Here is a 25,701-nt window from a genome sequence, read left to right on the forward strand (position 1 = left end):
ATGAAAACGATATATAAAATAGTAGCTTTAGTAGGAGTATCAGTTTTGACTACTTCTTGTTTTAATAAAGAGCGTCCAAATTATCAGTTCATGGCTAATATGTATGAATCTTCAGCTTATGAAACATATTCTGAAGTTCCTACTACAGTTTTTAAAAATGGTAAGGAAGGACAATTACCTGCTGAAGGATCTATACCACGTGGATTTTCACCTGAAGAGTATGCAAATACTCCTGAAGGTTTAGCAGAGGCTAAAGTAAATTTAAAGTCTCCGTTATCTGCTGAAGAGAAAGATTTAGAAAAAGGTAAAACGTTGTATACAATTTACTGCTCAGTATGTCATGGAGATGCTGGAGACGGAAAAGGTAATTTAGTGAAAAAAGAGAAATTCTTAGGAGTTCCTAACTATAAAGAAAGAGAACTTACAGAAGGAGGAATTTATCACGTAATTACTTATGGTTTGAATGCGATGGGATCTCATGCTAATCAATTAACTCAACATGAGCGTTGGTTAGTAACGGATTACGTTTTAAAATTGAAATCAGAATAATAAATTGTAAAACTTATTTGAAAGTTTAGATATGTACACATTTTCAAAAAATTTAAAAACTTTTGCAATCGTCCTTATGGCTTTAGGGCTTATGGGGATTGCATATGGTTTTTTAACTGCGCCAAAAGATCTTGCTGAAGTAAAGCAGATCTTAACTGAGCAAGCTCATCATGAAGGTGGTGAGCATCACGTATCTGCTGCAGATCATTCTGTTTCGGATTCAGCTGACCATGATCACCATGCAGAGCACGTATATGGGCAGTTAAAAAACAAACCTTGGACTGCTTTATACATAGCTTGTATTTTTGTTATGTTAGTTGCAGTAGGTATACTTGTATTCTACGCAATTAATAACGCAGCAAGTGCTGGATGGTCTCCAGTATTATTTAGAGTTATGGAAGGACTATCTGCTTATGTATTACCAGGTTCTATTATTTTCTTCGTGATTTTAGTAGTATCGGTAATGGGAGGTAATCACTTGTTTATTTGGTCTGACCCTGCTGTGGTAGAAGCTGATCATTTAATTGCGGGGAAATCAGGATACTTAAATGTACCTTTCTTCTTGATTAGAGCAGTTATTTACTTAGCAGGATGGAACTTCTACAGAATGTATGTTCGTAAACAATCTTTAGCTTTAGATGCTACAGGTGATCAATCATACTACAAAAAGATATTTAAAGGTTCTGCTGCTTTCTTAGTATTCTTTATCGTTACTGAGTCTATGGCATCTTGGGACTGGATTATGTCAATCGATACTCACTGGTATAGTACATTATTCGGATGGTATGTATTCGCTAGTTTCTTTGTAACAGCTATTACAACTATCGCTTTTGTTACTCTTTACTTAAAGAACAAAGGATACTTAGAATATGTTAATACAAGCCATATTCACGATTTAGCTAAATTTATGTTTGGATTAAGTATATTCTGGACTTATCTTTGGTTCTCACAATTTATGTTACAATGGTACTCTAATATTCCTGAGGAGGTAACTTACTTCATCTTTAGAATTCAAGAGTATAATTTACCATTCTTCGGAATGTTAGTATTGAACTTCTTATTGCCATTATTATTATTGATCAATACAGACTTCAAACGTTTAACTTGGATTGTTGTTATGGCAGGATCATGTATTATCGTAGGTCACTATATTGACTTCTTTATGATGATTGCTCCTGGTACAGTTGGAGGTTCTTGGTTTATTGGTGTTTCTGAGATAGCATCGTTTATGTTCTTCGTAGGTTTATTTATCTATGTTGGATTTAGCTCGATTGCTAAAGCACCATTATTGGCTAAAAACAACCCATTGATTGAAGAGAGTAAACATTTTCACTATTAATATTTAAAAATAAACAAATGACAAGTTTATTAATATTAGCTGCGGTTGTATTATTAGGTATTGCTGTATGGCAATTAACAAAGATCTTTGACTTAACACAAGTTGGATCTGCTCCTGATGATATTTCTACAGAGATCGCTAATGAGAAGGATAATAACATCAATGGTTATTTAACTTTCGCTTTCTTAGGATTCATTTATATCTTTACTATCTTCTGTTTAGTAGAGTATGGAAGTTTTCCTTTGATGGATAACCCTGCGTCAGAGCACGGAAAAGAGGTTGACAATTTAATGTGGATCTCAATGGGGTTAATCGGAGTTGTTCAAATTTTTACACAGTTTTTACTACACTACTTTGCATTCCAAGGTCGTGGATTAAAAGGTAGAAAAGCTCGTTTCTTTTCAGATAATGATAAGTTAGAAGCACTTTGGACAATTATTCCTGTAATTACATTATCAGGTTTGATTCTTTATGGATTGTTTGCTTGGAATGATATTATGTTTGTTGACGAGGAAGAAGACGTTCTTATTGTTGAAGTTTACGCTAAGCAATTCGGATGGGATGTTCGTTACTCAGGTACAGATAATACATTAGGAAAAGCGAACGTACGTTTTATCGAAGGAGTTAATTTAGTTGGTGTAGACATGTCTGACCCTAATGCTGCTGATGATATGATGGCTAAGGAATTACACCTACCAGTTGGTAAAAAAGTGGTATTGAAGTTCCGTTCACAAGATGTTCTTCACTCAGCTTATTTACCTCATTTTAGAGCGCAGATGAACTGTGTTCCTGGTATGGTTACTCAATTTGCTTTCGTTCCGATTGTTACTACAGAGGAAATGAGAAGTCGTGAGGCAATTGTTAAAAAAGTGGGTAATATTAATGCTCTTAGAGCTGAAAGAAGCCAAGAATTAATTAAAAAAGGAGAAGAAGCTTTAGATCCATATACGTTTGATTATTTAATGTTATGTAATAAGATCTGTGGAGCATCACACTATAACATGCAAATGAAAGTTGTGGTAGAAACTCCTGAAGAATTTAATGCTTGGTTAAAAGGACTTCCTACATTAAAAGAGCAAGTTGCTGCTGAAAAAGCAAGTAATGAACCTGCTCCTGCTGTAGAAGAGGCTCCTGTAGTGACTGAAGAAGTACAAACAGAAGCTATCGCTCAAGTAGTAAAATAAAACTCACATATTAAAAACAATCTATACTATGTCAGTAGAAGGACACGAAAACAATCACGATCATTCACATGATCATGATCATCACGATAAAGGGAACTTCTTTACTAAATATGTGTTTAGTTTAGACCACAAAATGATTGCAAAACAATACTTGATTACAGGTATTATTATGGGAATCATAGGGATTGTAATGTCTCTTTTATTTAGAATGCAAATCGCTTGGCCAGAAGAATCTTTTACAGTATTCAAATGGTTATTAGGTGATAAAATGGCTCCAGATGGAGTTATGAAAAATGATGCTTACCTAGCTCTAGTTACCATGCATGGTACTATTATGGTATTCTTCGTTTTAACTGCTGGTTTAAGTGGTACGTTCTCGAACTTACTTATTCCATTGCAAATTGGAGCACGTGATATGGCTTCAGGTTTCTTAAACATGTTGTCTTATTGGTTATTCTTCATTTCTGCTGTATTAATGATTATATCATTGTTCGTAGAAGGAGGACCTGCATCTTCAGGTTGGACGGTTTATCCTCCATTGAGTGCATTGCCAAAAGCTATTCCTGGTTCAGGGATGGGTATGACATTATGGTTAGTATCGATGGCAATTTTTATCGCATCTTCTTTAATGGGGTCGTTAAACTATGTTGCTACAGTTATTAACTTAAGAACAAAAGGGATGTCAATGACAAGATTACCATTAACAGTGTGGGCATTATTCACAACAGCTGTAATTGGTATCGTATCATTCCCTGTATTATTATCAGCAGCTTTATTATTATTATTTGATAGAAGTTTTGGAACTTCATTCTTCTTATCAGATATCTATTTAGCTGGAGAGGTATTACATTACCAAGGTGGATCACCTGTATTATATGAGCACTTATTCTGGTTCTTAGGTCACCCTGAGGTTTACATCGTAATTTTACCAGCAATGGGTATTACGTCAGAAGTAATTGCTTGTAATGCTCGTAAACCAATTTTTGGTTACCGTGCGATGATCGCTTCTATCTTAGGTATTGCTTTCTTATCAACAATCGTTTGGGGACACCACATGTTCGTATCTGGTATGAACCCATTCTTAGGATCTGTATTTACATTTACAACGTTGTTAATTGCAATTCCATCAGCAGTAAAAGCGTTCAATTATATCACAACAATTTGGAGTGGTAATATCCAAATGAACCCATCAATGTTATTCTGTATTGGATTCGTATCTACGTTTATCACAGGAGGTTTAACGGGGATTATTTTAGGAGATTCAACACTAGATATCAACGTTCACGATACTTATTTCGTAATCGCTCACTTCCACTTAGTAATGGGTATTTCTGCTCTTTACGGAATGTTTGCTGGTATCTACCACTGGTTCCCTAAAATGTTTGGACGTATGATGAACAAAAACTTAGGTTATATCCATTTCTGGGTAACTGCAGTTTGTGCTTACGGTGTATTCTTCCCAATGCACTTTATCGGATTAGCTGGTTTACCTCGTCGTTACTATTCTAATACGGCATTCCCGTTATTTGATGAGTTCTATGACGTAAACGTATTGATTACTGTATTTGCTTTAGTTGGAGCAGCATTCCAATTAGTGTTCTTATGGAACTTCTTTTACAGTATTTTCTACGGTAAAAAAGCTACACAGAACCCATGGAGAAGTAACTCTCTTGAGTGGACTACACCAGTAGAGCACATTCATGGTAACTGGCCTGGAGAATTACCAGTTGTTTACAGATGGCCTTATGACTATAGTAAACCTGGATTACCAGACGACTTTGCTCCTCAAAATATGCCTTACGTTGAAGGTGAAGAGCAATTACATCATTAATAGAATATTTTATTCGAAATATAAAAGTCATCCGAAAGGATGACTTTTTTTGTTGATGTAGGTTTTACCCTAGATTTCTTTAGAAAAATACTACAAAATAGTTCTACTTCATAATTCTTTATTTAGTTCTGAATCTATTGTCTAGCATGCTTGTTTCACGAATTCAGACTTATCTAGTAGAATTACTTTTCGTTTATATGTCTATCGCGTATTTGGGGTTTAATATTTGGATTATATTTGTACTATGAATGAGAATTTAAACCCAACGAATAAGCACTTTTCTTCTGAGGAAATCGATGTTGAGAAGAAATTGCGTCCCCTGTCATTTGATGATTTTGCGGGGCAAGAGCAAGTTTTAGAGAACCTAAAGATCTTTGTGGAAGCTGCTAATCTTAGAGGGGAAGCCTTAGATCATACTCTATTTCACGGGCCTCCTGGATTAGGAAAGACTACGTTGGCTAATATTTTAGCGAATGAACTTGATGTTGGAATTAAGATTACTTCAGGACCTGTTCTTGACAAACCTGGTGATTTGGCTGGTTTGTTGACTAATCTTGAAGAGCGCGATGTTTTGTTTATTGATGAGATTCACCGTTTAAGTCCGATTGTAGAAGAATATTTATATTCAGCTATGGAGGATTTTAAGATAGATATTATGATAGAGTCTGGACCTAATGCACGTACTGTTCAGATTCACTTAAACCCTTTTACTCTAGTAGGTGCTACAACGCGTTCAGGACTTTTAACTTCTCCAATGCGCGCACGTTTTGGTATTCAAAGTAGGTTACAATATTATAATAAAGAGTTATTAGCGACTATTGTAGAACGTAGTTCTTCTATATTAGGTGTTCATATTGATCTAGAAGCTGCTATTGAAATAGCTGGTCGTAGTCGAGGGACGCCTCGTATTGCTAATGCTTTATTACGACGTGTTCGTGATTTCGCACAGATAAAAGGTAATGGAAGTATTGATATAGAAATCTCTAAATACGCATTGAATTCTTTAAATGTAGATTCATTTGGACTAGATGAGATGGATAATAAGATATTGAGTACTATTATTGATAAGTTTAAGGGGGGGCCTGTAGGACTATCTACTTTAGCTACGGCAGTGTCAGAAAATGGAGAGACTATAGAAGAGGTTTATGAGCCTTATTTGATTCAAGAGGGGTTTATTTTGCGCACACCTAGAGGTAGAGAGGCTACTGATAAAGCTTATACTCACCTAGGTCGTGTGAAAGCGAGTACACAAGGAGGATTATTTGACTCGTAGTGTGTAAGTTACATTGTTAGGTAAATGATAGAAAATAAAAGTAAATATGCTACCTTGATAAAAGCCGAGGCATTACGCCTTGGCTTTTCGTCTTGTGGTATTTCGAAAGCTAGTTTTTTAGAGACAGAAGCACCTCGATTAGAGCTATGGTTGAATAATCAAATGCACGGTCAGATGTCTTATATGGAAAATTATTTTGATAAGAGATTAGATCCTACTAAACTGGTGGAAGGAGCAAAAAGTGTAGTATCACTTACATTAAATTATTATCCTGAAGATAAGCAGATAGATGATAATTTTAAAATTTCTAAATATGCTTATGGTGAGGATTATCACTATGTAATAAAAGATAAATTAAAAGAATTGTTGTTTTATATTGAGAGTGTAGTAGGTGATGTAGGTGGTCGTGTATTTGTTGATTCCGCACCTGTATTAGATAAAGCTTGGGCTGCTAAGTCAGGATTGGGCTGGGTAGGTAAGAATAATAATCTTATTAATCGCAAGAGTGGTTCTTTCTTTTTTATAGCTGAGTTGATCATTGATTTGGAATTAGAAGAAGATGGCCCTACTACAGATCACTGTGGCACCTGTACTAAATGTATTGATGCATGTCCTACAGGAGCTATTGAAAGTCCTTACCTTGTTAATGGGAGCAAGTGTATATCATATTTGACGATAGAATTAAAAGATGATATTCCTGATGAGTTTAGTGGGAAGTTAGATAATTGGATGTTTGGATGCGATGTTTGTCAAGATGTTTGTCCGTGGAATCGCTTTGCAGTACCTCATAAAGAGGATAGATTTATTCCTAATAATGAGTTAATACACTATTCAAAGCGTGAATGGAAGGAACTAACGAAAGAGACTTTTAATGAAATATTTAAAAAATCAGCAATAAAGAGGGCTAAATACGAAGGGTTGTTGCGAAATATGCAATTTTTAAAGGAGTGAATTCCGTAAATCTAAATAGTATGACAAAAAGGTTATCTTTGTTCGTCACATTAAATGTAAATTTATGAATAAAGATAGTTTACGTAGAGAAGCGCTTAAGTACCATGCAGAACCAACGCCTGGGAAGATACAAGTAGTTCCTACAAAGAAGTATTCATCACAAAGAGATTTAGCTTTAGCATATTCACCAGGAGTGGCAGAGCCATGTTTAGAGATTGCAAGCGATGTAAATAATGTATATAAATATACAGCAAAAGGTAATTTAGTAGCAGTTATCTCAAACGGTACAGCTGTATTAGGATTAGGAGATATCGGACCTGAAGCTTCTAAGCCAGTAATGGAAGGAAAAGGATTACTGTTTAAAATCTTTGCTGATATAGATGTTTTTGATATTGAAGTAGATACTACTGATGTTGAGAAATTCATTGAAACTGTAAAAAATATTGCTCCAACTTTTGGGGGTATAAACTTAGAGGATATTAAAGCTCCTGAATCTTTTGAAATTGAAAGACGCTTAAAAGAAGAGTTAGATATACCTGTAATGCACGATGATCAACACGGTACAGCTATTATCTCGGCAGCAGCATTGATTAATGCTGTGGAATTAGCAGGTAAGAAAATGGAAGATGTTACTATGGTAGTGTCTGGTGCTGGTTCAGCTGCTATTGCTTGTGCTAAGTTATACGTAGCTTTTGGTGTTAAACAAGAGAATATCAAAATGTTTAATAGTAAAGGGGTATTGAAAAAAGACGATACTCGTATTTCTGATTTACAAAGAGAGTTTGCAGTTGATACAGATATCTCTTTAGGAGATGCTTTAAAGGGGGCTGATGTATTTATCGGGTTATCTACTGCTGATGTATTAAAACCAGAAATGTTATTAGGGATGAACGAAAATCCTATAGTATTTGCTATGGCTAATCCAAGACCTGAAATCGACTATAACCTTGCAACTTCTACACGTAAGGATGTGATTATGGCTACTGGACGTTCAGATTATCCAAACCAAGTTAATAACGTATTAGGTTTCCCTTATATCTTTAGAGGTGCTTTAGATGTACGCGCAACTAAGATAAACGAAGAAATGAAAATGGCTGCTGTAGTAGCTTTAGCGAAGTTAGCTAAAGAACCAGTGCCAGAACAAGTTAACATAGCTTATGGTGAGACAAAGTTTACTTTCGGTAGAGAGTATATTATTCCTAAGCCATTTGACCCTAGATTAATCTCTGTCGTTCCTCCAGCAGTAGCTAAAGCAGCTATGGAAAGTGGAATTGCATTATCTCCTATCACTGACTGGGAAGAGTATAAATCTTCTTTAGAAGAAAGAATGGGATCAGATAATAAGTTAGTGCGTATGTTAATCAATCGTGCTAAGACTGAACCTAAACGTGTAGTTTATGCTGAAGCAGATCATTTAGATGTGTTGAAAGCTGCTCAAATAGCTTATGAAGAAGGTATGGTAACTCCTATTTTATTAGGTGATAAAGAGACTATATTAGAGCTTAAGAGAGAAATAGAGTTTACTGATGAAGTTGAAATAATAGACCCTAAATCGGATGAACAAAAAGAGAGAAGAACTGCTTTTGCAAATGCTTATTGGGAAACAAGAAAGCGCAAAGGAGTAACTTTATATGATGCTGGTAAATTAATGCTAGAGCGTAACTATTTCGCATCAATGTTGATTAATGAAGGACAAGCAGATGCTATGTTGACAGGATACTCTCGCAGTTATCCTAATGTAGTGAAACCAATCTTAGAATTGATCCCTAAAGCTCAAGGAGTAAGTAGAGTTGCTACTACAAACTTAATGATGACTAAAAGAGGACCTATGTTCTTAGCTGATACAGCTATTAACCCAGATCCTACAGCAGAAGACTTAGCTAAAATAGCTGTGATGACTGAAAAGACAGTTCGTATGTTTGGTATGGAGCCAGTTGTAGCGATGTTGTCTTATGCTAACTTTGGTTCTGCACCTAACGCTTCACCAACTAAGATGAAAGAAGCAGTTAGTATCTTACACGAACAATTTCCAGAAATGATAGTTGATGGTGAAATTCAAATAGACTTTGCTCTTAACAGTGAGATGTTGAAGAATAAATTCCCATTTTCTAAATTAGTAGATAAGAAAGTGAATACACTTATCTTCCCTAACTTAGATTCTGCAAACATTACTTACAAAATGTTGAAAGAGTTGAACAAAGCAACGTCTATTGGTCCTATTATTTTAGGTTTAGATAAAGCTGTTCACGTATTCCAATTAGGTGCTAGCGTTGACGAAATGGTAAATATGACAGCTGTAGCTGTAGTGGATGCTCAAGTACGTGAAAATCGTAAAAAGAAGTAAATTACTGGTATTCTGAGTAGTAGTTGCTCGACTGATTATTTGTTATTAATTAGTTAATATTTATTGTTATTTTTGATGTAAAATACGATATAACAATGATAGCACATATACAAGGACGCCTAGTAGAAAAAACTGCCACTGAAGTGGTAATAGATTGCGGGGGAGTAGGATATCTTATCCATATTTCCCTGCATACTTTTTCTCAAATTGGTTCCTCAGAGAATTTGAGATTATATACTTTCCTCCAAATAAAAGAAGACGGACATACCTTGTTCGGATTTATAGATAAAATAGAACGTGAACTTTTTAAATTGCTTATTTCTGTGTCAGGAATAGGAGGTAATACTGCACGTAATATGTTGTCTTCTATTGCTCCTAAGGAATTACTACAAGCCATTGCTTCAGCTGATGTAAAGACTATTCAATCAGTAAAAGGAATCGGAGCTAAAACTGCTCAAAGAGTTATTCTAGATTTACAAGAAAAGGTATTAAAATTATATAATATCGATGAAGTTTCTCCTATTATTAACAATACAAATGCAGATGAAGCGTTATCAGCTTTAGAAGTATTGGGTTTTGTGCGTAAATCGGCTGAAAAGGTTGTAGATAAGATTATTAAACAAGATCCTGATGCATCAGTTGAATTCATCATTAAACAAGCTTTAAAAAATTTATAAATTTTGAAGGAGCATTTTCCTATATCCAAGTCACTTTTTTTTTGGCTAATTATTCTGCTCTTTGGAGTACAAATTTCGCATGCCCAAAATATTGGGATACAAGAAGCAGATTCTCTTCAAACTAAATTTGATATAGGGAAAATAGTTATACCTGATCCAGATATAATAAAAGAAGCATACTCTTATAATCCTTATAAGGATAGTTATTATCTAACTAAGACTTTTGATGGATTTAATGTTAACTATCCACTCATATTAACGCGTAAGGAATTTGAGGATTTGATTATGCGTGCTGAACTACGTAAGTATTTCTTACAAAGATTTAATGTCATGCATGGTCGTGAAGAAAATGAAGAAGTTACACGTGATATGTTGCCTCGTTATTACGTAAACTCTAAGTTATTTAGTACTATTTTTGGATCTAATACGATTGATGTAAAACCTACTGGTTCTGTAGAGTTTGATATGGGAGTTCGGTATAGTAAACAGGATAACCCTGTAGTATCTACACGTAATCGTAAGAACATGGCGTTTGATTTTAATCAACGTATTAGCATGGGACTTCAAGGTATGGTTGGAACGAGACTAGCTGTTAATATTAACTATGATACTCAAGCTACATTTGACTTCCAAAATATGATGAAGTTATCGTTTGCTCCAGATGAGGATGATATCGTGCGCAAAGTAGAGGTGGGTAATGTAAGCATGCCTATTAGTGGTTCTTTAGTTAGAGGAGCCCAGAGTTTGTTCGGAGTGAAGACAGAACTACAATTTGGACGAACTACTATTACGGGTGTTTTTTCAGAACAGAAGTCACAGACTACTTCTATTAGAGCAGATGGAGGAGGTACATTAGAGGAATTCGAATTATTTGCTTTAGATTATGATGAAGATAGACACTTCTTTTTATCTCAATATTTTAGAAATAATTATGATGAAGCTTTAGAGAAATATCCTTTTATTAAAAGTCGCGTTCGTATCACTAGAGTAGAAGTATGGATAACAAATCGCTATGGTAGAATTAATCAAACAGCTAATAATGCTCGTAATATTATAGCACTTCAAGATTTAGGAGAGGGTAAAAATAAAAATGGAAGACCTGATGCAGAGGTTGTATCTCGTGGAGAATTGAATTTCTTTACATTTAACGGTTTTGCTAACGCTTATCCTGATAATGCAAATAATATGTTTGACCCGGGTCAGATAGGTAATAACTTTTTAACTCCTGCTATTAGGCTTAATACTTCGGGGTCTTCTGGTTTCACTGTGGGGGCACAAGAAGGTAAAGACTTTGTACGTTTAGAAGGTGCTCGTAAACTTAATGCTAATGAGTTTACTTTTCATCCGCAATTGGGGTATATATCACTTAATCAGAGATTGTCTAATGATGAAGTGTTAGCAGTAGCTTTTCAATATTCTATAGGGGATAAGATCTATCAAGTAGGAGAATTTGGTACTGATGGAGGTATGACTGTATTGCCTCCTGGAGATGAAATTAATAATCCTGATGTACCACGTAGTCAATCATTAATACTTAAAATGTTAAAGAGTAATCTTACATTAGTGGGAGAACCTGTATGGAAATTAATGATGAAGAACATTTATCAGATTCCAAATGCAATGTATATCTCACAAGATAAGTTTAGATTTAATATTCTATATACAGATCCAAGCCCATTAAATTATATTAGTTCTGTAGATGGTAAACCACTTGCAGCTGATGTGGAACGCACTCCATTATTAAAAGTATTTCATTTAGACCGATTAAATTATACCAATGACCCTCAACAAGGAGGAGATGGGTTCTTTGACTTTTTACCTAATGGTGGTAGGCAGAATACATATAATCCTAACAATGCAGGTAATATGAATAATGGTTACGGCAATAATGGTAATAACGGAGGTTATGGAAACAACAATGGAGGTTACGGAAATAACAATGGAGGTTATGGAAATAACAACGGAGGTTACGGAAATAACAATGGGGGTTATGGTAACAATAATCAATATAATAGTAACACGTTTGAAGGAATAACTATAGATCCAGTTTATGGACGTATTATCTTTACAACAGTAGAACCATTTGGAGAACATTTATTTAATAAGCTTGCTGAGAATAAAGTAAGTGAAGGCTATAACGAGACAAGTACATATAATAAAAATCAAGCTAAGTATGTGTTTAGAAGTATGTACCGTACTACTAAAACTGAAGCACTTAGAAATCAAAACGAAAAGAATAAATTCCAATTAAAAGGGAAGTTCTCAAGCTCTATGGGAGAGGGGATTCCTATCGGTTCATTTAATGTTGCACCAGGGTCTGTTGTGGTAAAGGCAGCTGGACGTGTTTTAGTTGAAGGAGTGGATTATACCGTTGATTATAGTAGAGGACGTGTCATGATTCTAGATCCGGGTTTACAAGCATCAAATACCCCTATAGAAGTATCTGTAGAGAATAATACAATGTTTGGTCAGCAAACGAAGCGTTTTTTTGGTATGCATGTTGAACATAAGTTCAGTAAAGACTTTATAGTAGGAGGAACATTTCTACATATGTCAGAGCGTCCATTCACACATAAATCTAGTTATGGACAAGAAGCAGTAAACAATACGATATGGGGCTTAAATGCGCAGTATTCAACAGAAGTCCCATTCTTAACGAGATTAGTAAATAAACTACCTAATATAGATACAGATGTAGAGTCAAGGGTTTCTGTCCGAGGAGAGTTTGCCTATTTACAGCCTGGTAATTCAAAATTAGATCAGATGAATGGCGAAGCGACTTCATATATAGATGATTTTGAAGGGATGCAATCTGTGATTGATGTTAAAGCTCCGTTGTCTTGGAAGCTGTCTAGTGTACCTATTGGGTTTCATGGATTAAATGAGCTAGAAAAAACTAAGAATGATATAGTAGTAGAACCTACTTATAGTTTAGAAGACGGATATAGACGATCTAAAATGTCATGGTATACTATTGATCCAACATTTTATGTAGGAACTAAGCCTGCTGGCGTAACAGAATTTGATTTGTCTTCTAATAGAACAAGAAGAATATATAGTGATGAGCTGTTTCCTAATACGGATATTGCTTATGGTGAAAGTAGAGTGATTAATACACTTGACTTGACTTTTTATCCAGAAGAAAGGGGACCTTATAATTTTAATGAAAATTATTTGACTAATCCTAGATCTCTTACTCCTCGTAAAAACTGGGGAGGAATAATGAGAGGTTTGACAACAACAAACTTTGAACAAGCGAATATTGAGTTTGTCGAATTTTGGGTAATGGATCCTTATTATGGAAATGAAGGAGATAAACTATCAAGTCAAAATATAGGAGAACTCCGTTTAAACTTAGGGTTCATATCTGAGGATATTTTAAGAGATGGACATAAGCAATATGAAAATGGACTACCCGATACAGGAGCGAATTCTACTACTACAATTACTACAATTTGGGGAAAAGTTCCTTCAGCACCTTCTCTTGTATATGCATTTGATACAAATGCAGAGAATAGAAGACTACAAGATGTGGGATTAGATGGCTTAAGTGATGATGAAGAAAGAATATTCTTTAAGAAATTTGCTGGTTTTAGCGATCCTGCAGCAGATAATTTCATACATTATTTAGATGCACAAGGAGGAATATTAGAGAGATATCGTGACTATAATGGTATGGAAAATAATAGCCCAGCAGGTGGGGGAAGAGCTGGTAATAATCAGCCTGACGCAGAAGATATCGATGGGGATAATACCATGAATACTATTAATGCATATTACGAGTATAAGATAAATATCAAACCAGAAACTGCAGTAGGTGATGAGTATGTTACAGATGTTAGACAAACAGAGATACAATCCCCTGATGGCTCTAGAAGAAAAGTTAAATGGATTCAATATAAGATACCTATTGATGCTAAAGGAAAAAAAATAGGACCTATAGAAGATACTAGATCAATGCGTTTTATGCGTATGTATCTTACAGGATTTGAGAAAGAGGTGACTATGCGTTTTGCAACTTTGAATTTGGTAAGGTCTGATTGGAAGCGATTTAGCAGAAATTTAATAGAAGATAATTCTGCTAAAGTGGATGAGAAGTTTCCGAATACAGAAGTTGATGTAACGTCTGTAAATCTAACAGATAATTTTAATCGTAAACCTATTCCTTATGTGACGCCTCCTGGGGTACGTAGAGAACAAGTGTATATGAACAACACTTTAATTAATCAAAACGAGCAGTCTCTTTCTTTAAGAGTGTACCCAAAAGATCAGAGTACATATCCTGATGGATTAGTTCCTTTGGATGCAAGAGCAGTATATAAAAATTTCAATGTTGATATGCGTCAGTATAAGAAGCTGAGGATGTTCATACATGGAGAATCATTAGAAGGGGCTACTAGAAGATTACAAGACTATGAGATGGCAGCATTTATCCGTATAGGTAGTGATGTTGTCGAAAATTTCTATGAGATAGAGGTACCTTTAAAAATAACGAATGGAGGAGAGACTAATCCTGATAATATTTGGCCAACAGAGAATGAATTAAATGTTCCTTTTGAGCTGTTGGCAAAGTTAAAAGTATTAAAAATGGGGGAAGTGTCTAAACCAGGCTTCGATACTTCTAAAATATTCTACGTTGACGAAGTTTCTTTAGATCCTTCAGCAGGAGATAAGCCTAATAAAGTTAAATTAGGTATAAAGGGAAATCCAAACTTTGGAAAAGTAAGAATGATGATGATTGGTATCAGAAATATAACTCCTGGTACAGAAGCATTATCTGGTGAGTTTTGGTTTGATGAGTTGCGTATGTCTGACATGGATAATAAAGGTGGATGGGCAGGAATGATGACTGTTGATGCTAATCTAGCAGATTTTGCTAATATTTCTTTGACAGGAATGAAATCTACTATTGGTTTTGGTGGATTAGAGCAAGGTCCTCAACAAAGAAGTAGAGAGGATAGACAATCATATAGTTTAATGACTAATGTGAATTTGGGTCAATTATTACCTAAGAAATGGGGTATTACTGTGCCTTTTAATTATGCGGTGAGTGAAGAGTTTATTACACCAGAGTATGATCCTATGAATCCTGATTTAAAGTTGAGTTACATTAAGTCTGGAGCAAAGACATCTGCCGAAGCGGAAGAAGCAGAAAAGCGAGCTCTTGATTATACGAAAAGAAAGAGTATTAATTTTATAGGTGTAAATAAACAGCGTGGACCAGAACAAAAGAGTCGTATTTATGATATCGAAAATGTGACATTATCTCATTCATATAATGAAGTAAGACATCATGATTTTGAGGTTGAATCTATGCTAGAGCAACAGGTACGCTCTTCTTTAGATTATACTTATGCATTCGAGACCAAAACGATAGAGCCATTTAAAAATATTGGTTTTATGCAAGGAGGTTATTGGGGGTTACTTAAAGATTTTAATTTTAATTACGTTCCTAGTAACATCTCTTTTAGTTCTAATATTATGCGTCAGTATAATAGACAAGAATTTAGATTAATTGATGTAGAGGGTATTGGGTTAGATCCTTTGTATAGAAGAAATTATTTCTTTAACTATAACTTCGGTTTTAATTTTGATTTAACTAAATCTATTAGATTGAGCTATATAGGAGGAAGTAATAATGTTGTGCGTAATTATTACGATAGTGTGAATGGCATTGTTGATAATACGAATACTATATGGGATGATTATTTTAATATCGGGGAACCGAATCAGTTTACTCAACAAGTAACATTAAATTATGAATTACCTTTTAGTAAGATACCAGTGTTGTCATTTATTCGTTCTAATTATGCATATACAGGTAACTTTAACTGGCAGCGTGCTTCTGATGCATATTCTAATATAGAAATTGAAGGTATTAATTATAATATTGGTAATACAATTCAAAATTCTAGAACCCAGAGGTTAAATACAACTTTTGGAATGGAAACATTATATAGATATTTAGGATTAGTCAAAAGTACTGAACGAAGAAAATCTAATACTTCTAAAGCTAAAAAGGCAGCTATAGTGCCTGGACAAAAAGTTGTACAAGCTAAGGATAATACTAAAAAAGAGAAGATAGATAGTGAGCCTTCTGCTTTTATGACTGCGACTAAAGATTTGATGATAGGAGTGCTTACATCTGTAAAAAATATTCAAGTAAATTATTCGGAGAATAGTGGTACCATGTTACCTGGTTTCTTACCAAGTGTAGGGTTCTTTGGTACAGCAAAACCAGATTTAGGTTTTGTTTTTGGTAACCAGGCGGATATTAGGTATAATGCTGCTCGTAGTGGTTATTTAACGGAGTTCCCTGAGATGAATCAACCTTATACTACTATTAGTAATAAGACGTTGAATATTAATGCATCTGTAGTATTGATTCCAGACCTAACTATAGACCTTTATGCAGAACGGATGAAGTCTGATAATTATTCCGAACAATTTGTTGTTGAGGATAGAGAGTATATTCCCCAAGCACCTTATAGCTATGGAAACTTTAGTATTTCGACTATCATGATTAGTACTGCATTTTCAAGCAGTGATTTAATGAGTTCAGCTACATTTGATAGAATGTTGGATAATCGTATTATTGTTGCAAATAGGTTGGCTACAGAACGTGGAATTGATATTAGTAATCCAGCTAATTTAGATAGAGAAGGATTCCCTATAGGGTATAGTAAAGGTAATCAGTCTGTGTTACTACCATCTTTCTTAGCAGCATATAGCGGTCAAGATGCTGGAAAGGTCTCTACAGGTTTATTTAAGAATATGCCTTTGCCTAACTGGAATTTGAAATATAGAGGATTAATGAAATTAGAGTGGTTCAAGAATAATTTTAAAAACTTCTCACTTAATCATGGTTACAGAGCGTCTTATACTTTAGGTTCATTTAGTTATAATACAGAATATTATAAAGCGCCAAATGAAATAAATAAATTCGGAAACTTCCCTTCAAAATATGTGGTTAATAATGCTACGATGTTTGAACAGTTTAATCCATTAATCCGAGTAGATGCTGAGACTAAATCATCAATACGCATGTCTTTCGAAATGCGTAAGGACAGGATGTTATCACTGAGTTTTGATAATAATCTATTGACAGAAACAAACGGAAATGACTTCGTAGTAGGACTTGGATATAGAGTAAAAGACGTTGGTTTTAATTCTATGTATGCAAACAATGGAATGGGAGGAAGAATATCAAGTGATATCAATATAAAAGCGGACTTTACACTTACCAAAAGGGAGACTATTGTTCGTTATTTAGATTATGGAAATAGTCAATCTGGAGGAGGACAAGATATGTGGTCTTTGCGATTAACTGCTGATTATATGTTGAGTAGAAATCTAACGGCTATATTCTTCTATGATCATTCATTTTCGAAAGCTGTCATTTCGACTATGTATCCTATTACTAATATTAGAGCAGGATTTACAATGCGATATAATTTTGGAAATTAATGTTTATTCGTTCCTAATTATGTAATAATATTATACATTTGCTAAAAACTTATTATAATGAATATACCAGCTAATTTAAAGTACACAAAAGACCACGAGTGGGTAGCTATCGAAGGAGATGTTGCTACTATTGGAATTACAGATTTTGCTCAGAGAGAATTAGGAGACATCGTTTATGTAGAAGTTGAAACATTAGATCAAACTTTAGATAGAGACGAAGTTTTCGGTACTGTAGAAGCAGTAAAAACAGTTTCTGACTTATTCTTACCATTGTCAGGAGAAATTGTTGAATTTAATGAAGGTTTAGAAACTGAACCAGAATTAGTGAATACTGATCCTTATGGAGCAGGATGGATGATTAAAGTTAAAGTATCTAATGTAGATGAAATTGCAGATCTACTATCGGATGCACAATATAAAGAATTGATTGGAGCGTAAATTTTATTTTGCTATTGGATTACTTTGGACTACAGTTGTTTTGGCAGCTTGTTTGTTGAGTAGTGATACAATTGCGAAAGCTCCAAGATTTGATATTCCTTATAAGGACAAACTTGCACATTTTACTTTTTATTTTGTATTTTCCGTCATTTGGTTTGTATATTATGTGAAAAGTAACCCAAAAACATCTAGAATTAAGTTAAGTATTCGTATCTTTACTATAGCTGTTTTGATGGGTGGATTGGTTGAACTACTTCAATATTTTTTCACCTCTTCAAGAAGTGCAGAATGGGCTGATGAATTAGCGAACAGTCTAGGTAGTTTATTTGGGGTATTACTATGTTTGACTCTTTTCAGAAAAAAGAAATAATATTTAAAATGACCTCATTATGAGGTCATTTTTTGTTTTTTAATATATTTAGATTATGAGAGACTTAAGGGAATTTATGGATTCTACGTATTTAAAACTAGCTGATCAAGCTGGATTAACAGAAGTAGAAAATAATAAGGTTGTTGCTGATTTAGTTCAAGAAGCAATCGATGAGCATTTTAAGTTAGCAATGATTCGTCCTGATCAAGTTAAGATGGGACGTAAAATGGTAGATGCAGCAAATTCAAAAGTTGCTATTGGTACTGTTATCGATTTTCCAGAAGGAAATCGCGGTTTAGAAGCTAAATTAGCAGAGGCTAAGCAAGCAGTTGCTGATGGTGTTGATGAGATTGATTATGTAGCGGATTATTCAGCTTTCAAAAAAGGAGAAGTTGAACAAGTGAAGAGAGAGGTAGAAGAATGTACAAGATATGGTTTAGAAGCAGGTAAAATTGTTAAGTGGATTATCGAAACTGCTGCTTTAACCGATACTCAAATTGTACAGATTACAGCTTTGATTAAAAATGTTGTACTGTCTAAACTTAGTGAGAAGAACTATGAGAAGGTGTTTGTTAAATCTTCTACAGGGTTCTATAAAACTGAGGGAGGCAAACCTAATGGAGCAACACTAGAAGCTATGGTTCTTATGTTAGAGAATGCAGGACCTTTATCAGTAAAAGCATCTGGTGGTGTTAGAGATAAAGATTTTGCAATTAAGTTAATTGATTTAGGAGTAAAACGTTTGGGTACTTCTTCAGCTAAGACTATTGTTGATGGATCTGGTACTGTAGATAGTTACTAAGTAAAATATCTTTCAAAATATAAAAAAGACATCTTATAGAGATGTCTTTTTTTATGCCTTTAAATCTCCTATCTATTCTATTGTGATATGTTACTTTAATTTTGAGATTTAATGCGTTATAGACTTCTAAATGCTAGTTTGACATGTTGGTATTCATCTTATCTATTAAAAATAGTTTAATCTATTGTGTTAGTTTGTTTTACAAAGGTAGAAACATCTTAAAAATCCTAAGTTGTTTCATGCCAATATCTGTAACTTCCTTTTGTAGTTGAGATTACCTTCTCTTTGTCAATTTGTAATGCCGCACAGATTCAAATTCAATATTTACTCCATCTACGTGTATATACAAATCAGTGAACTCTAGTTGAGGCTATCTTCTTTATATGTGACAACCGTACTTCTAATATTGGAATTTTGTAATAGATTAAAATTATGTATGGCATAGCAAATAGAGTAAATCTACTTATTTGAGGAATGACACAATCCTATCTCTGTGTAACGTGATTTTTAAATGAGTGTTTGATAGGAGAAGAATAGCGGAAGGATAATAGGAGGATTATTGGACAAAAGCCTGTTTTAACCAACTATTGTCCTAGTATTGTCCTACAAATGTCCTAGGATTTCACACTAATGCTTGAATTCGCTGTGGTCAAAAGGAGGTATAGCTATAGCTTATAATTGGATTTTTTTTATTAAGGTATTGATTATTAGTTTGTTGATGTTTTTTTGGTTTAAAAAAAATGTATAAAAAAGTTGTCTAGGGTTGTTGTTTTGGTGGTAAATGGATGTTTTGCATAAAAAAATGACTAAATAGACGTCAATAATTTCCAATTTTTGGATAGAGTAACTGTATTTAACAAAAAAAGTAAATTATTTTGTAAGGGAATTAAAGTGATTATAAAGTTTGAAATGGAAGTATTTGATGAATATGGTTAGTAAGCATTGATAAAGGCAAATATATTTGCGTTGCAATATGAGTTAGGTAGTAGGATTAAGTTCTAATTGACTATTGTGAAGTTGTAATATTCTAGTGAATTGTAGTTTGTTTTTGGATGATGTAGAGGTAGATCTGATGTTAATGCGATTAATAGATGAGGGTATAAAGGAGTATTATGTTAAAACTTAGTATTAGAAGTACTAATTAAGGCGTAGCAATCGTAGTTGTTTATGATTATCACCTTAGTTTCTTTTGTGAAAGTGTTGTTTTGTTTGAATGTTGTTTTTTTAGGACACTAAAGGCTGAGGATATTTAAAAAAGCGTTATATTAAGGCTGTGCTGTTTGTTTTTAGGGTTTGTTTTTAAAAATTGACCTATATTTGCACATCATTAAAAATAAATGAAAACAGCTTTGAATTTATCGTCTGAAAAAAATACGTCAACATCTGTGTTGGCGGAGTTTAAGGAAATGACTAAAATGGGGTTGGCACTCAGCGTAGTTTTTTCTACCATAGCTGGTTACTTTTTAGCTATACCTGATTTAGCAAGTATTGAGATTACTACAGTAATAGCGTTAGCTATCGGAGGATACTGTATGGTAGGTGCGTCAAATGTATTTAATCAAATTATAGAGAGAGATTTAGATGCAAAGATGATACGTACTATGAATCGTCCTATTGCATCAGGAAGAGTTAAGCCTAGTTCAGCATTTATCTTAGCCAGTACATTGACTATTGTAGGACTTGCTATTTTGTATATAGTTAATCCTAAAACAGCAATGTTTGGAGCTATATCTATCTTTTTGTATACGAGTGTTTATACACCGTTAAAAACTGTAACTCCATTATCAGTATTCGTAGGAGCTTTCCCTGGAGCGATACCATTTATGTTAGGATGGGTAGCAGCGACGAATAATTTTGGTATTGAGGCAGGTACATTGTTTATTATTCAGTTTTTTTGGCAATTTCCACACTTCTGGGCTATTGGCTGGTTTTTGTATGATGACTATGAGAGAGGTGGATTTTCTATGTTGCCAACAGGAAAGAAAGATTCAAAAACAGCAATACAAATCATCTTATATACTATCTGGTTAATTATAGCTTCTGTATTCCCTGTTTTTGGAATGACAGGTAGGCTTTATCTAACACCAGTATCTGCAGGGTTAGTTCTTTTAGCAGGTGTATGGATGTTATGGGCAGGAATTAAACTGTATAAAAAGAGAACAGATAAGGCAGCACGTTCGCTAATGTTAGTGAGTGTAACGTACATTTCTTTGATACAGATAATCTATATACTTGATAAAATTTTAAGATAACATGGAGGATTACACAGTTCAAGAACAATACGAAAGAAAAGGGAAGGCATTAAAAGTAATGATGCTTTTCGGAATAGGGAGTATTATGATGGTTTTTGCAGGATTAACTAGTGCGTATGTGGTGAGTAAATCGCGTCCAGACTGGTTAGCAGACTTTCAATTGCCTAATTCTTTTTTATATAGTACTTTGGCTATATTGGTAAGTAGTATTACTTTTCACCTAGCATTTAAAGCAATAAAGAACAACGATCGAAATAAAACGACTACTTATCTTGTTTCTACTTTGATATTAGGATTGTTATTCGTTTTTTTGCAGTTCAAAGGCTTTAATGAAGTAGTATCTATGGGATATTTCTTCACTGGTAGTGAAAGTACGATTACTACTTCATTTTTATATGTGATCGTAATAGTACATATTGCTCACTTGACAGGAGGGCTTTTATCACTATTGTATGTAATTTATAATCATTTTAAACAAAAGTATAATTCACAGCAATATCTTGGAATTGAATTGTGTGCATGGTTTTGGCACTTTTTAGATTTATTGTGGATTTATTTGTTTTTATTTTTTACATTCTTTAAATAAAAAAAATAAACTAAATTTGAAAACTTTATAACTAACAACATTTTATGGGAGCGACAGTTACTACAGCAGCTACTAAAGAAACTACTTGGGGTGGAGGAAATGAACCTCTTAAAGTAAGCTATGGTAAAATGATGATGTGGTATTTCATATTATCAGATTCATTAACTTTTTGTGGATTCCTTGTAGGATACGGGTTTACTCGTTACAAATTCATGGATACTTGGCCGATTGCAGACGAAGTATTTAATCACTTTCCATTTTTACACGGTGTAGATGCGCCGATGTTCTATGTGGCATTGATGACTTTTATTTTGATTTTCTCTTCAGTTACTATGGTATTAGCTGTAGATGCAGGACATCAAATGAAAAAGAATAAAGTGGCTATTTATATGTTTTTGACTATTATAGGAGGATTAGTCTTCTTGGGGTCACAAGCATGGGAATGGAAAAACTTTATCAGCGGAACTTATGGAGCAGTAGAGACTCGTGGAGGGTCAATCTTACAATTCGTAGGGGAAGATGGGAAACAAATTGCATTAGCGGATTTTGCTAAAGTTGATCCGAACAGAAATGAGGCTACTTTAACAAGAGCAAAAGCAACATGGTTCGTTAAGGGACCTGACGCTACTACTTATTCTATTGCAGAGGTAAAAGCAGGTTTTGAGGCAAATCCAAACGTGAGAATTAGAACTCAGTTAACTACAGAGACTAAGCACAAAGAAATTTTGACAAGAGAACAATCTGTTAAACGTCTAGAAGATGCAGTATTAGTAGTGGAGGGAGCTAACTTAATTCGCAACGAGTATGGTCACAAAACGTTTGGTGATTTCTTCTTCTTTATTACTGGATTCCATGGATTCCACGTATTTACAGGAATTTTAATTAACATCGTTATATTCTTCAACGTATTGATTGGAACTTACCAAAAAAGAGGTTCTTATGAGATGGTTGAAAAAGGAGGATTATACTGGCACTTTGTCGATTTAGTTTGGGTGTTCGTATTTACATTCTTCTACTTAGTTTAATTTTTAAAATCAGGAAAAATGGCAGCAGAAGCACATCATTCAAATACAAAAAGAATATGGACAGTATTCGTAATTATGTCTGTAATCACTTTAGTAGAGGTTATTTTAGGTATTATTAAACCTGCATCTCTACATCATGCGCATATTTTTGGATTAAGTTTATTGAACTACATCTTTATTATTTTGACAGTGGTTAAAGCTTATTACATTATGTGGGCATTTATGCACTTAGAACAAGAAAAATCAGCTTTCAGATGGTCTGTTGCAGGTATTCTTTCTTTTTTATGTGTTTACTTGATAACATTAGTGTTAATAGAAGGAAATTACATTTTTGAAGTTTTTCACAACTCACAGTATAAGTGGATATTTTAATAACATATTATATATTTAAAGGCGGTTTATTGACCGCCTTTTTTTATTTTTGTTAGTTAGTCAACATAATATCAAAATGAAGAAATATTTAATTCTAACGTTGCTATTTGTTATGCCTATTTGTGCATATCTATTTTTTGCAACAGGTGTTAATCAATTTAAGCGTTTACCTATTATTACAGAAGAGGTAAATGAATTACCTAAGGGGAAAGACCTTTTAAATAAGAATCCTTCTTTAAATGGGAAAATAACTGTACTAGGGTTTCCTGGGGCACACTTATATAGAGATAGAGGTGATGCTTTTAATTTAAATCAAAAGATTTATAAACGTTATTTAGATTTCGAAGATTTTCAATTAGTAATGGTATTGCCTTACGGTAGTGAAGAGGCCGCACAGAAAGTAGTAGATGATCTTAGTCCTATCTCTGATATGTCTAATTGGAATTATTTATTTTTAAAACCTGAAGAGATCCAAGAGTTCTATAATTCATTGGGCTTAGTAGGTAAGTTGGATTCAGACTTAGCAAGTACTAATGTTTATATTGTAGATAAAGATAGAAATCTTAGAGGTCGTAAGGGAAATAATAAAATTGGGACTTATGAGTATAAAGAAGGTTACTCTACCATTTCGGCTGCTGAGTTAAATAACGATATGATGGATGATGTGAAGGTTGTGCTAGCAGAGTATCGTTTAGCATTAAAACAATATAAAAAACTAAACTCAAAATAACAATAATATGAAAGACAAATCATATATCTGGATATCGTTTATTATTTTAATTTTTGGTATCTGGGCAGTGCCTAAAATTATTAAGAAGTTTGAGAAGGCGGATCTATATACTGTTGGTACGGCACCTAAGTTTGAATTAGTGGACCAGAATAATAAGACTATTAATAATGAGAGCTATAAAGGTAAAGTGTATGTGGTAGAGTTTTTCTTTGCTAATTGTCCTACAATATGTCCTATTATGAATGCTAATATGATGAAACTTCAAGAGACATTCTATGGCAAGATGGACTTTGGTATCGCTTCTATTACCATAGATCCTACTCGTGATACTGTAGAGGCATTAAAGGCTCATGCCGATGGATTAGGTGTAAAGAATCCTTATTGGCATATGATGACTGGTGATGCTACTTATATTTATGATTTAGCTAAAAAGTTTAATCTGTATACTGGAGTTAATCCAGAGTCACCTGGAGGTTTTGAGCATTCTGGATTGTTTGCACTGATTGATAAAGAAGGAAATATTCGTAGCCGTATGGATGAGCATGGCAATCCTATTTTTTATTATGATGGTACTTCAGATGAAGGAGTAGCTTGGCTAAAAGAAGATATTAAAGCATTATTAGACGAATAAAAATCAATAAGATAAAATGGAATCAAATACAGAACAAAAGTATAATAAGTGGATATGGGTATTGTCAGTTACAATACCTGTGGTAGTTGCTATTTTATTTGGAGTTAATTTACAGAAATTAGGCTACGATGTCAAGCCATTATCGTTTTTACCTCCTATTTATGCTACTATTAATGGAATTACTGCAGTGTTATTATTCTTTGCTGTTGCAGCTATAAAGAAAGGAAATAAACAATTGCATGAACGATTGATTAAATTGTGTATTGCTTGTTCAGTAGCTTTCTTGGCAATGTATGTAGCATATCACATGACTTCTATAGAGACAAAATTTGGAGGAGAAGGAGTAATTAGATATGTGTATTTCTTTATACTTATTACGCATATTCTTTTGTCTATTATCATTATTCCTTTTGTATTGTTCACTTTTGTGCGTGGTATTTCAGGGTCTTATGCTAGACATAAGAAACTAGCTCGTATTACTTATCCGATGTGGATGTACGTAGCTGTAACAGGTGTTATCGTTTATTGGATGATATCTCCATATTATATTAATTAATAGTATTTGTACGGTATGAAAAAGTTAGGTTGGGGAGTTCTGCTGTCTATCTTCTTTTTATCTCAGGAAGTTTCTGCTCAGTGCGCCATGTGTAGAGCGACATTAGAAACTGAAGATGGAGGAGTGAAAGCTGAAGCTGTAAATGATGGAATAGTGTATCTTATGATTTTTCCATATTTACTAGTAGGTTTAGCAATGTATTTTAGTTATAAAGTCTACAAAAACAAAAGAAATACAAAATCATAATAAAAAACCGCTAATATTAGCGGTTTTTTTTATTACTTTATAGTTGTTACTAATATCATTGATTCGTTTTGTGTCAGT

The 25,701-nt window shown here is 33.9% G+C and carries 20 protein-coding genes; all 20 read left to right on the top strand.

Features of this window, described 5'->3' with window-relative positions:
* Entirely contained in the window at positions 1 to 549 is a 549-nt protein-coding gene (locus tag LNQ81_RS08115) for a c-type cytochrome (protein ID WP_229945772.1), read from the top strand.
* A gap of 31 nt (positions 550 to 580) precedes the next feature.
* Entirely contained in the window at positions 581 to 1,888 is a 1,308-nt protein-coding gene (locus tag LNQ81_RS08120; protein ID WP_229945774.1) for a TroA family protein, read from the top strand.
* 17 nt (positions 1,889 to 1,905) lie between these two features.
* Complete coding sequence (locus LNQ81_RS08125; protein WP_229945775.1) at positions 1,906 to 3,072, top strand: cytochrome c oxidase subunit II; 1,167 nt, start codon at positions 1,906 to 1,908, stop codon at positions 3,070 to 3,072.
* A gap of 28 nt (positions 3,073 to 3,100) precedes the next feature.
* Positions 3,101 to 4,903: a cytochrome c oxidase subunit I gene (locus LNQ81_RS08130; RefSeq protein WP_121964930.1), complete on the top strand. Its 1,803-nt coding sequence runs from the start codon at positions 3,101 to 3,103 to the stop codon at positions 4,901 to 4,903.
* Between the two features lie 244 nt (positions 4,904 to 5,147).
* Positions 5,148 to 6,176 carry a Holliday junction branch migration DNA helicase RuvB gene (ruvB, locus tag LNQ81_RS08135; protein WP_229945777.1) on the top strand — a complete coding sequence of 343 codons (1,029 nt, stop codon included), beginning with the start codon at positions 5,148 to 5,150 and terminating at the stop codon, positions 6,174 to 6,176.
* A gap of 24 nt (positions 6,177 to 6,200) precedes the next feature.
* Positions 6,201 to 7,127, top strand: coding sequence for a tRNA epoxyqueuosine(34) reductase QueG (gene queG / locus LNQ81_RS08140; protein WP_229945780.1), 927 nt, complete (start codon positions 6,201 to 6,203; stop codon positions 7,125 to 7,127).
* 64 nt (positions 7,128 to 7,191) lie between these two features.
* A complete protein-coding gene (locus LNQ81_RS08145; protein ID WP_229945784.1) occupies positions 7,192 to 9,471 on the top strand; it encodes an NADP-dependent malic enzyme in 2,280 nt (759 codons plus the stop codon).
* A 95-nt stretch (positions 9,472 to 9,566) separates the two neighbouring features.
* Complete coding sequence (ruvA, locus tag LNQ81_RS08150) at positions 9,567 to 10,148, top strand: Holliday junction branch migration protein RuvA (RefSeq protein ID WP_229945786.1); 582 nt, start codon at positions 9,567 to 9,569, stop codon at positions 10,146 to 10,148.
* A 3-nt stretch (positions 10,149 to 10,151) separates the two neighbouring features.
* Positions 10,152 to 17,615 (top strand): T9SS outer membrane translocon Sov/SprA, encoded by a 7,464-nt coding sequence (sov, locus tag LNQ81_RS08155; protein ID WP_229945787.1) that lies wholly within the window; start codon positions 10,152 to 10,154, stop codon positions 17,613 to 17,615.
* A 57-nt stretch (positions 17,616 to 17,672) separates the two neighbouring features.
* Positions 17,673 to 18,053 (top strand): glycine cleavage system protein GcvH, encoded by a 381-nt coding sequence (gene gcvH / locus LNQ81_RS08160; protein ID WP_229945791.1) that lies wholly within the window; start codon positions 17,673 to 17,675, stop codon positions 18,051 to 18,053.
* Positions 18,043 to 18,423, top strand: coding sequence for a VanZ family protein (locus LNQ81_RS08165; RefSeq protein ID WP_229945792.1), 381 nt, complete (start codon positions 18,043 to 18,045; stop codon positions 18,421 to 18,423). Before gcvH ends, LNQ81_RS08165 begins: the two co-directional genes overlap by 11 nt.
* Before the next feature lie 55 nt (positions 18,424 to 18,478).
* On the top strand, positions 18,479 to 19,225 hold the full coding sequence (deoC, locus tag LNQ81_RS08170) for a deoxyribose-phosphate aldolase (RefSeq protein WP_229945794.1): 747 nt from the start codon (positions 18,479 to 18,481) through the stop codon (positions 19,223 to 19,225).
* Between the two features lie 1,337 nt (positions 19,226 to 20,562).
* Positions 20,563 to 21,477, top strand: a complete 915-nt coding sequence (gene cyoE, locus LNQ81_RS08175) for a heme o synthase (RefSeq protein WP_229945796.1) — start codon at positions 20,563 to 20,565, stop codon at positions 21,475 to 21,477.
* Position 21,478: 1 nt separating this feature from the next.
* Positions 21,479 to 22,063 carry a cytochrome c oxidase subunit 3 gene (locus LNQ81_RS08180; RefSeq protein ID WP_229945798.1) on the top strand — a complete coding sequence of 195 codons (585 nt, stop codon included), beginning with the start codon at positions 21,479 to 21,481 and terminating at the stop codon, positions 22,061 to 22,063.
* 44 nt (positions 22,064 to 22,107) lie between these two features.
* Entirely contained in the window at positions 22,108 to 23,088 is a 981-nt protein-coding gene (locus LNQ81_RS08185; RefSeq protein ID WP_229945800.1) for a cytochrome c oxidase subunit 3, read from the top strand.
* Between the two features lie 18 nt (positions 23,089 to 23,106).
* Positions 23,107 to 23,460: a cytochrome C oxidase subunit IV family protein gene (locus tag LNQ81_RS08190; protein WP_229945802.1), complete on the top strand. Its 354-nt coding sequence runs from the start codon at positions 23,107 to 23,109 to the stop codon at positions 23,458 to 23,460.
* A 76-nt stretch (positions 23,461 to 23,536) separates the two neighbouring features.
* On the top strand, positions 23,537 to 24,190 hold the full coding sequence (locus LNQ81_RS08195; protein ID WP_229945804.1) for a hypothetical protein: 654 nt from the start codon (positions 23,537 to 23,539) through the stop codon (positions 24,188 to 24,190).
* Positions 24,191 to 24,197: 7 nt separating this feature from the next.
* Complete coding sequence (locus LNQ81_RS08200; protein WP_229945806.1) at positions 24,198 to 24,821, top strand: SCO family protein; 624 nt, start codon at positions 24,198 to 24,200, stop codon at positions 24,819 to 24,821.
* A 16-nt stretch (positions 24,822 to 24,837) separates the two neighbouring features.
* Entirely contained in the window at positions 24,838 to 25,377 is a 540-nt protein-coding gene (locus LNQ81_RS08205; protein WP_229945808.1) for a DUF420 domain-containing protein, read from the top strand.
* 15 nt (positions 25,378 to 25,392) lie between these two features.
* Positions 25,393 to 25,623 carry a hypothetical protein gene (locus tag LNQ81_RS08210; protein ID WP_121964915.1) on the top strand — a complete coding sequence of 77 codons (231 nt, stop codon included), beginning with the start codon at positions 25,393 to 25,395 and terminating at the stop codon, positions 25,621 to 25,623.
* The last annotated feature ends 78 nt before the right edge of the window (positions 25,624 to 25,701 follow it).

This window comes from Myroides oncorhynchi, assembly GCF_020905415.1.
GTDB lineage: Bacteria > Bacteroidota > Bacteroidia > Flavobacteriales > Flavobacteriaceae > Flavobacterium > Flavobacterium oncorhynchi_A.